The organism is Campylobacter sp. 2018MI13, from assembly GCF_018501135.1.
In the GTDB taxonomy this organism is placed as follows: Bacteria; Campylobacterota; Campylobacteria; order Campylobacterales; family Campylobacteraceae; genus Campylobacter_E.
In genome coordinates, this window is sequence record NZ_JAHCZC010000070.1 from 1 (window position 1) to 9,996 (window position 9,996).

A 9,996-nucleotide genomic window follows, 5' to 3' on the forward strand; every position below is an offset into this window, starting at 1 on the left:
ACCATCATTCATAGCCTTAATTACTTCATCACACACTAAATAAGCACTCATTTGCGGTAATTCATCATAGCTTTTTACTTTTGGGCTTGGGATTAATACACGCTTTTCATTAAGAAATTCTTTCTCTACCCCGCCATTAAAGAAAAAGCTAACATGGGCATATTTTTCTGTTTCTGCTGTGTGAAATTGCCTTAAATTATTTTTGCTTAAGACTTCAGCTAAGGTATTTTTAATATCAATTTTTGGAAAAATCACGCCTAAGTCAAGTTTTTCATCATATTCACACATACACAAAACTTGATTTTTACTTAAACGATTTTTCAGCTCACTTGCAATTTGCCTTGCTCTATCGCTTCTATAATTAATGATAATAACTCCATCATTTTTACCAATGCCATCAAAACCAAGATTAAGTGGCTTAAAAAACTCATCATAAATTTTATTCTCATAATTATCGTTTATGTATTGTTCTAAATCACTTTTATTTGCTTTACTAAAAAGCATATTTATATATTCATTTGTTCTATCTAAGTTATTATCCCTATCCATAGCATAAAATCTACCTGAAATACTGCTTGGAGTTATAAAACTTGGATTATTTTTTATAAAATCTTTAAAAGAATTTGGTTTAACATCTCTTCCATCACTTATTAAGTGCATAAAAATATTATTATTAACGCTTGCAATTTTAGCAATTTCGTTAAAGTGAATATAACTTGAATGCACTCCACCATCGCTATATAAACCTATTATATGAATATTTTTATATTTTTTCAAAAAGTCTTTTAAAATACTAATATTTTCTAAGCTTTTATCCTTAATAGCGTTATCAATTCTAACTAGGTTTTGATAAATAACCCTACCACTTCCAATACTCATATGTCCTACTTCACTATTTCCCATTTGACCATCTGGAAGACCTACTGCATTGCCACTTGTTTTAAGTCTTGAAAATTTTGCATTTTGGTTTAAAAAATCATAATTTGGTTTTTTTGCGTGATAAAAAGAATTGTATTCTAATCTATCGTTTAATCCGATACCATCGGTAATTACTAATATACATTTTTGCATTTTTACTCCTTTAAGTATAATTTAAGAGTTGATAGTAAGTGGTTAAACTCTATTAAGCTTAACTAGCTAATATTACTCAAAAATTTTTATTATTATAGGATTAAAAGATGAAGAATTATTACGACATATTAGGCGTTAAAAAAGACGCAAGTACTGACACAATAAAAAAAGCATATAGAAGTTTAGCTAGAAAATATCATCCTGATGTGAATAAAGATAAGGGTGCTGAAGAAAAATTTAAAGAAATTACCGAAGCTTACGAAGTATTAAGCGATGAAGATAAAAGAAGAGCTTATGATAATCCTTCTTTTGGTGGATTTGATGGCTTTAATTTTAATTCAAGTGGTTTTAGTGGTGGATTTGAGGATATATTTTCTCATTTTGGTTTTGGAGCAGGGCAAAGTAGGTCTTATAATAAACCAGCTCAAGTTGAGTTAAAAATAAGCTTTTTAGAATCTGTTTTAGGAACTACTAGAAGTATTAATGTAAGGGGAGTTAGTTTTGATGTAGAGATTAAATCAGGCGTATTAAACAATCAAGAAATAACTATGCAAAAAGACAATCTAACATTAAAAGCAACTATTAAAATAGAGCATTCAAAAGAGTATGAGCGTGATGGAGATGACTTGACAAAAGAACTTGAAATTCCTTTAAAAATAGCTTTATTTGGTGGTAAAGTTGAGTTTGATACTCCAAAAGAGCAAGGCTTAAAAGTAACTTTAAAAGAAAATGTAAAAAATGGTGGATTAATCCGTGTTAAAGGTAGGGGAATTTATAATTCATATTCTAAAAATCAAGGGGATTTATTCTTAAGAGCTAAGGTGGTTTTACCTGATATTAATACGCTTGATGATAAGTTAGTTAAAGCTTTAAAAGATTATTTATAAAAAGGAGGAAATATGCACTATGATGAACCGGTATTTTTAATTTCTGTAGTATCAAAGCAATTAAATATTCATCCACAAACTCTAAGACAATATGAAAGAGAAGGCTTGATTGAGCCTAATAGAACCTGTGGAAAGGTTAGAATGTATTCGCAAAGAGATGTAGATAGAATTAAATTAATCTTAAGATTTACAAGGGATTTGGGGGTAAATTTAGCTGGAGTTAGCATTATTTTAGAGCTTAAAAGTCAAATAGCAGATTATGAAGAAATGCTAAGTGGTTTAAAAGAAAAGCCTAAGAAAAACGCCTTAATTAAACAAAATCAAAAATACGATGTGATATTTTATGATGATAAAGGTAGTAGCTAATGCAAGAATTTTTAGAAATATTTTTAATTACAAGTGCTATTGCGATTATTTTAAATGTAGTGCTTAAAAAATTTAGCATACCAACAATTATTGGTTATATTGCAACTGGCTTTATTATTGAAGAAGTATTTTTTGTAACCACTTCAGAACAATTAAGCCACATTGCAGAATTTGGAATAGTATTTTTAATGTTTACCATAGGACTTGAGTTCTCTATCAAACACCTTTTAACTATGAAAACCGATGTATTTATAAATGGTGCTTTACAGATGGGAATATGTGGAATTGTGTTTGCAGTAATTTTGCACCACGCATTTAATATAGCTGATGATATTGCTTTAATTATTGGCTTTACAATTTCACTTTCATCAACTGCAATAGTTCTAAAAATACTAAATGAAAATCAAGACATAAATCAGCGATATGGAAGAAAAGCTTTAGGAATATTATTATTTCAAGATATTGCAGTAATTCCACTATTATTGATGATTGATATTTTCAATCAAGATGGAGTTGCAATTAGCACTTTAGTTGTTAAGACTTTAATATCAGCTTTTATTGTGCTTTTATTGTTATTTTTGATTGGAAAATATATTTATAGCAGGGTGCTTTATTTTGTATTAAAGACAAATTCTCAAGAAATATTCATAGCAACGATACTTTTCACTGTCGTTGGTGCTTCGTTTTTAGCTTCATTTTTTGGGTTTTCATATTCACTTGGTGCATTTATTGCAGGAATGATGATAGCAGAAACTGAATTTAAACACCAAATAGAAGCTGACTTAATCCCATTTAGAGATTTGTTATTAGGATTTTTCTTCATAACCGTTGGGCTTCAAATTAATATAAATATTATCATTCAGTATTGGTATATAATAATTGCACTTACAATTGGTATTATGCTAATTAAGACTTTATGTATATTTTTATTATTAAGTCTTAAAAGCACTAAAAGTGATTCGTTAAAAACTGCATTAAGCGTTAGTCAAATTGGAGAATTTGCTTTAGCAATATTTACTTTATTGGTTGCAAATAAAATGCTAGATACAAATACAGCTCAAATGCTTACTTTATCAGTAATTTTAAGTATGGTTTTATCTCCTTTTATTTTAAAAAATATAAAATCTCTTGCAAGTATTACTAATGATGAGATAATTACCGTAGCTCCTAAGATTGAATCAATGAGCGGACATTTTGTAATATTTGGATATGGCTCACTTGGTCAAGAAGTTGTGCTAAGATTAAAAACTCAAGGCATTCCTTATATCGTGCTAGAAAATGATATGAGTTTAGTTGAGCTTGGACAAAGTAGGGGAGAAAATGTTTTTTATGCTAGTGCAGAGCAAAATACAAGTTTTGATAACGCTAGTATTAAAACAAGTGCAGCAGTAATCGTTACTATTTCAAACGAACAAGTCTTAGAAGTAGTTAGTAAAAAAATACTTGATTATGACCCAAATGCTAATGTAATCATTAGAATAAATAAAGATGAATATAAAATATTTGAAGATTTAGGCGACAATATCAAAATGGTAAAAGAAGAAAAAGTGGTTGCAAGAACACTTTTACAAGAAGCATTAGTTTGCAGAATAAAACAACAATCTTAAAGGAAAAATATGAAAATAGCTACTAGAAAATCATTACTTGCTTTATGGCAAAGCGAATTTGTAAAGGCAAAATTACAAGAAATTGAGCCTAGTTTAAATATAGAATTATTAGAGCTTAGCACTAAAGGAGATGTTATTTTAGATACTCCTTTAGCAAAAATTGGTGGGAAGAATTTATTTATTAAAGAATTAGAAAACGCAATGCACGATGGGCTTGCACAAATTAGCGTTCATTCTTTAAAAGATGTTGGGGCAAGTTTGGCGTATGATTTTAAACTTGCTAGTATTTGCAAAAGAGAAACTCCTAATGATGTTGTGGTTTTTCGTGGAAATGAAAAATCATTAAATGAACTAAAACAAGGTGCAAAAATTGGCACAACAAGTCTTCGCCGCCAAATGCAATTAAGATTAATTAGAGATGATTTTTCTATTCATTCATTAAGGGGAAATCTACAAACTAGACTTAAAAAATTAAAAGATGGCGAATTTGATGCGATAGTTTTAGCTTATGCAGGACTTAAGAGATTAAATCTTTTAGATGAGTTAAATTATGAGATTTTAGATACAAAAATTATGATACCTTCAGCAGGTCAAGGTGCTGTTGCGATTGAGAGTATTAATGATGAAAAGGTGTTAAATCTTGTATCTAAATTAAATTGCCCTAAAACAGCATTATTATGCAAAATTGAGCGTGATTTTACTGCTACTTTAAATGGTGGTTGTGGTGCTCCAATAGGAATTAATGCAGCTTTTATTGATGATGAGATTATTTGCGTAAATGCGATTATTGGCTTAATTGATGCTAGTAAAATTATAAAAATGCAAAGAAAGATTAACCAAGCAAATGCAAGTGATTTTGGGGTAGTTTTAGCAAAAGAATTTATAAAGCACGGAGCTTTAGAAATTCTAGCTGAAAATGAAGAATTATTAAAAGAAATGCTATGAAAAATTATATAGAAAAATTAAAAAAAGAAAATCTTTTAAAGATTATAAATACACCTTTAGATGTTGAGTTAGAAATCGCTCATTTAGCTTATTTAGAAGCTAAAAAGAGTGATTCAAAAGTTTTGTTATTTACAAATCCAAAAAAAGGCAATATAAATTATGATATGCCAATTATTATGAATGTTTTTGCAAATAGCAAAGCACTTAATTTGGTTTTAGGTAAAAATCCTGATGAGATTGCAGATGAGATTGAGAGCTTATTAAAACTGCATATTCCACCTACATTTGGTGCTAAATTAAACCTTGCAAATAAATTATTTTCTTTAAAAAATATAGCTCCAAAAAGAGAAATAAACAAAAACGCACCTTGTAAGCAAAAAACATATTCTCTAAATCAAATTCCAATCCTTAAAACTTGGGAAAAAGATGCAGGTGCATTTATTACAATGGGTCAGGTTTATACCAAAAGTCTTGATGGTAAGCAAAATAATTTAGGAATGTATCGTTTGCAAGTATTAGATGAAGGGCATTTGATAATGCACTTTCAACTTCATAAAGATGCTAATAATTTCTTTTACGAATATAAAGCCGTAAATAAAAAAATGCCAATAGCTATTGCAATAGGCGATGACCCACTTCATATATTTTGTGCTCAAGCACCATTGCCTAAAGGTATATTTGAATTAATGCTTTATGGATTTATTAAAAAACAAGGAGCAAAATTAGTTAAATGTGATACTAATGATTTGTATGTTCCAAGTAATAGTGATTTTGTAATAGAAGGCGAAATTGATGTAAATCATTTTGCTATTGAAGGTCCATTTGGCGATCATACGGGATTTTATACTCCGCAAGGTAATTTTCCTGTTATGAAAATTACAAAAATTACAGGCAAAAATGAGCCAATTTATAATGCAACCGTAGTTGGTAAACCTCCACTTGAAGATAAATGGATGGGGTATGGAACAGAGAGAATATTTTTACCATTACTTAAGACAACTTGCCCTGATTTGATTGATTATTGTATGCCTGAAAATGGTGTTTTTCATAATCTAATCTTAGCTAAAGTAAAAAGCAATTATGATGGCTTAGCATTAGCTAATATGCACGCATTTTGGGGAGTAGGGCAGATGAGTTTTGTAAAAAATGCTATTTTTGTAGATGAGAATGCACCTAGTCTGAATGATTACCCTAAAATTACAGAATATATTTTAAATAATTTCTCTCCTAAAAAATTATTATTAAGCTATGGATTATGCGATGAACTAGATCATTCTAGCACTAAATTAGGTATGGGTGGTAAGTTAGGGCTTGACGCTACTTCAAAATCTACTTATAAAGCTCATACCTTTAAAGTAGAAAAACAAGAAATGGATAAAACAAGTTTTAAACCAAATCTTAAAGATTTATTAGATGATTTAAAAGAATTTGGTTTATACGAATACAACATTTTCTATCCTGAAGCAAAAACACAAATTACTTGTATAAGTTTAGATAGAAAGCATAATTTAGACACTATTTATAATGCTTGCAAAAATAACTTAGGTGGGATTGTTGTTTTATTTGACAAAGGAGTTAATTTAAATAATCCTTATATGTTAATTTGGAGAGCGTTTAATAATTACGACCCTAGCACTGATATTAAAATAGATGATAATGGGATTTTGGTTGCAGCGTATTCAAAAGGCGAAATAGATGGCTATTTAAGCGAATGGCCTAGCACAACTGATTGCGATAAAGATGTAATAAATAAATTAATAGATTTAAAATTATTAGAAAATGATGAAAAATTTTTCAAAAGCTATGAAGTTTTTTAAACTTTAGCCGATTTAGAAAAAAGCTTATTAAAAGGAGATAGTAATGGAGATTTTTAAAGCAGCGAGTTCTCAATATGATACTCAACTAAAAGCAAGTGCAGAAACAACTAAAATGCGCCCAGTTGAGCAAACTCATATTGAAACAAATTCAGGTAAGCAAAAAAATGAAGAAATAAACAAGGAAATAACAAAAGAAAAGCTTGATGAATCTATTAAAAAATTAAATGAAAATATGGAAGAGTTACAAACTGATGTAAGATTTGGTTATAACGATAAAATCAATCAAATGTATGTAGATGTAATAGCTACAAAATCAGGTCAAATTATTCGTAAAATTCCAAATGAAGAAGTAATTAAGCTTAGTGAAAGTATGAAAGAAGCAATAGGAATTATTTTTGATAAAAAGAGTTAATTGCTTTAAAGAATTTAAAAGGAGTTAAATATGGGAACAGGTTTAGGATTAATAGCAGGAGCTAATAAATTTCAATTTAAAGAAAAATATGACGCTTTAAAAGCAAACGAGCAAAAATCTTTATTAGCAATACCTAATAAAAAACTATCTGATACACAAGCAAAGCAAAAGGATTTAACAGATTTAACAACACTTTTAGGCAGTTTTAAAGGTGATATATCTTCTTTAGTAGAAGGAGAAGCATTTTCTAAAAGTAAAGTAGATGCTACAGGTGAGAGTGCTAGTATGACTACTACTAAGGGTGTTAAAGTAAGTGATTTTGATATTAATGTTAAGCAACTTGCTACAAAAGATGCTTATCAGACTAATTCTTTTTCTAGCGAAACTTATGGCATATTTAACGATGTTGGTATTATTAAAAGTGATGGTCAAAAAGAAATGCTAAAAGAAGCAGAGTTTAAAATCACTGTAAATAAACAAACATTTACTATTAAGGTAAATTCAGGGGATTCTTTACAAACTTTAAATGACAAAATTCTATCAGCTACAAATGAAAACAATAAAAAATTAAGCGATTTTGTAAGCACTAAGGTTTTAGATACAGGTCATGATAATTATAGGCTTATGATTACAAGTAAAGAAGCAGGAGTTGATAATGAAATAGTATTTGGAAGTGCTTTTAAACTTGACGACCCTAATGCAGCAGAGTTTTCAAAAGCAGTTCTTAAAAAGCTTGGTTTATTAGACGCTGCAAATGCTAGTGCTGCTAAAACAGAGCTTAAAAAAGCTAACGAGCAATTAGACGCATCTAAAGTTATTTTAGGTGGTAGTGGATACTTAGAAAATATTCAAAAACAAGTTTCTGAATTAAGTAGTGAAAAAAAATTAACATATAAAGCTTTTGTAAATGACCCAAATGGTACCGATACAATTGTTGAGAAGGATATTGAATTTACTATTAATAAAGATACAGATTTATCTAAGTTAAGTGATAGTGAAAGAAAAGCAGTTTTTGCTGAATTTAAAGATAATAAAGAAGTAGAAAAACAAACAAAAAACTGGGTTGAATATATTAAAAATACCGGAGAAGAATTAAATATTTCATACAAAGATAGTTCTAATCAAATGAAAGCAGTTAGTATAAATAAAGCTACTAATTTTGATAGTTTAACTCCGGAACAACAAAAAGGAATTCAAGAATTTTTTGAAACTTCTAGGGAGAATTATTTTATAAATGAATTAGATGTAAAAGCTGCTCAAACTAAATATGATGGAATTGATGCAAAATCAAACCATGTTCAAACAGCGCAAGATGCTAAGTTTATTTATGAAGGTATTGAGATTAGCAGAAGCACAAATACCATTGATGATTTAATAATTGGAGCAAAAATTTCTCTTAAAAAAGAAGGTATTACCAACTTTAAAGTAAGCGATGATTTAGATTCTTTAACAGAGCATTTAACTACTTTTACAACGAATTATAATTCTATAGTTAATTCTCTTGCTACCTCAACAGGTTTTGATAAAGAGAAAAAAACAGCAGGAAGTTTGCAAGGAATTAGCGAAGTAAGTAAGCTAAAAACAATGTTATCATCAATGATTACTAAGACTGATTCAAATGGAATTAGTTTATCTGGTATGGGGTTTGAGCTTAATGAAAAAGGAATTTTAACTTTTAAAAAATCAAAATTTGAAGAAGCTTATAAGAAAAATAGCGAAGGAATTAAAAATTTCTTACAAGGTAGCGTAAAATACCAAGAATTAAGCACTACAAGTAAGACAATTAGTCAAAAAGTAGCTTTAGCTGAAGGGGATTTGAAGATAAATGGTAAGGAAATTACCTTTAAAAAAGAATTCCTAGATAAGTTAAATGAACAAGATAGCAAAGTAACTCAAGAAGAGTATATAAATAAATTAATTGAAGCTATTAATGATGCGAAAATAGATGGTGTAACGGCTAAATTAGGTAAAGAAAATAATATTATTATTACAAGTGATGGAAAAAATGCACTTGAAATAGGTGGTTCTAGCGAGAAGTTATTACAACTTGGTTTAGAAGAAAAAACAATAAGAACTATTAAAACAGAGCAAACAGGAGTGTTTAGAACATTTAAAGATACTTTAGATAGTATGGTAGGCACTGATGGAACTCTTACTAAATATAATAAAAATTTAGAAGATGATGTTAAAAAGCTAAATGAAGAAATCAAAAAAACCAATGAAGAAATTGAGAAAAGATATGAGATTTTAGCTACTAGACTAAGTATGTATGATGTTATTTTAAATAAGCTTGATAATCAAAGCCAAACGATTACAGCTTTAACAAATGCAGCATTTGCTAATAAATAAGGAATATAAATGGTAAGTAATGCTTATGCGAGTTATTCTCATAACAATATTTCAATTGAGAGTAATGAGAAAATGATTGAGCTTTTATACGAGGGCATACTTAGGTTTTGCTCTCGTGCCAAAAAAGCCATAGAAAAAAACGATATAGAAGCCAAATGTAAAAATATTAAAAAAGCCACAGCAATTTTTGTTGAGCTATTAAATTATTTAGACTTTAGTCAAGGCGATGTTAGTTATTATTTACAAGGGCTTTATTCTCATCAAATTAGCACACTTAGTAAGGTAATAATTGATAGTGACACTGCTAAATTAGATGAAGTTATGAAAGTTGCTAATGGTTTGCTTGAAGCTTGGCGTGAAGTAAATCAAATGGAACTTTAAAATCAATAAGTTTTGAAAAAGAATTTGAGTTAAGTTTGAAAAAGAATTTGAGTTAAGTTTGAAAAAGAATTTGAGTTAAGTTTGAAAAAGAATTTGAGTTAAGTTTGAAAAAGAATTTGAGTTAAGTTTGAAAAAGAATTTGAGTTAAGTTTGAAAAAGAA

9 protein-coding genes are annotated in these 9,996 nt (G+C 28.8%); 8 read left to right on the forward strand and 1 reads right to left on the reverse strand.

The window, feature by feature from the left end:
- A partial coding sequence (gpmI, locus tag KJQ99_RS07390) for a 2,3-bisphosphoglycerate-independent phosphoglycerate mutase (RefSeq protein WP_214150420.1) occupies positions 1-1,071 on the reverse strand: 1,071 nt, incomplete at its 3' end.
- A gap of 107 nt (positions 1,072-1,178) precedes the next feature.
- Between gpmI and KJQ99_RS07395 the strand changes: the two genes are divergently transcribed.
- Genes KJQ99_RS07395 through fliS form a run of 8 tightly spaced genes read left to right on the forward strand, consistent with a single transcriptional unit; the run spans position 1,179 to position 9,835 of the window.
- Positions 1,179-1,958 (forward strand): DnaJ domain-containing protein, encoded by a 780-nt coding sequence (locus KJQ99_RS07395; RefSeq protein ID WP_214119978.1) that lies wholly within the window; start codon positions 1,179-1,181, stop codon positions 1,956-1,958.
- Between the two features lie 12 nt (positions 1,959-1,970).
- Complete coding sequence (locus tag KJQ99_RS07400) at positions 1,971-2,324, forward strand: heat shock protein transcriptional repressor HspR (RefSeq protein ID WP_214116754.1); 354 nt, start codon at positions 1,971-1,973, stop codon at positions 2,322-2,324.
- Complete coding sequence (locus KJQ99_RS07405) at positions 2,324-3,931, forward strand: cation:proton antiporter domain-containing protein (protein ID WP_214116756.1); 1,608 nt, start codon at positions 2,324-2,326, stop codon at positions 3,929-3,931. The genes KJQ99_RS07400 and KJQ99_RS07405 overlap by 1 nt, the downstream gene beginning before the upstream one ends.
- Positions 3,932-3,940: 9 nt before the next feature.
- Positions 3,941-4,876, forward strand: a complete 936-nt coding sequence (gene hemC / locus KJQ99_RS07410) for a hydroxymethylbilane synthase (RefSeq protein ID WP_214116758.1) — start codon at positions 3,941-3,943, stop codon at positions 4,874-4,876.
- Complete coding sequence (locus KJQ99_RS07415; RefSeq protein ID WP_214150421.1) at positions 4,873-6,693, forward strand: menaquinone biosynthesis decarboxylase; 1,821 nt, start codon at positions 4,873-4,875, stop codon at positions 6,691-6,693. Before hemC ends, KJQ99_RS07415 begins: the two co-directional genes overlap by 4 nt.
- Positions 6,694-6,736: 43 nt before the next feature.
- The gene (locus tag KJQ99_RS07420; RefSeq protein ID WP_214116763.1) at positions 6,737-7,105 is read left to right on the forward strand and encodes a flagellar protein FlaG; all 369 of its coding nucleotides are present in this window, start codon (positions 6,737-6,739) and stop codon (positions 7,103-7,105) included.
- Between the two features lie 30 nt (positions 7,106-7,135).
- Positions 7,136-9,454 (forward strand): flagellar filament capping protein FliD, encoded by a 2,319-nt coding sequence (gene fliD, locus KJQ99_RS07425; protein ID WP_214150422.1) that lies wholly within the window; start codon positions 7,136-7,138, stop codon positions 9,452-9,454.
- Positions 9,455-9,463: 9 nt separating this feature from the next.
- Entirely contained in the window at positions 9,464-9,835 is a 372-nt protein-coding gene (fliS, locus tag KJQ99_RS07430) for a flagellar export chaperone FliS (RefSeq protein ID WP_214116767.1), read from the forward strand.
- Positions 9,836-9,996: the final 161 nt, after the last annotated feature.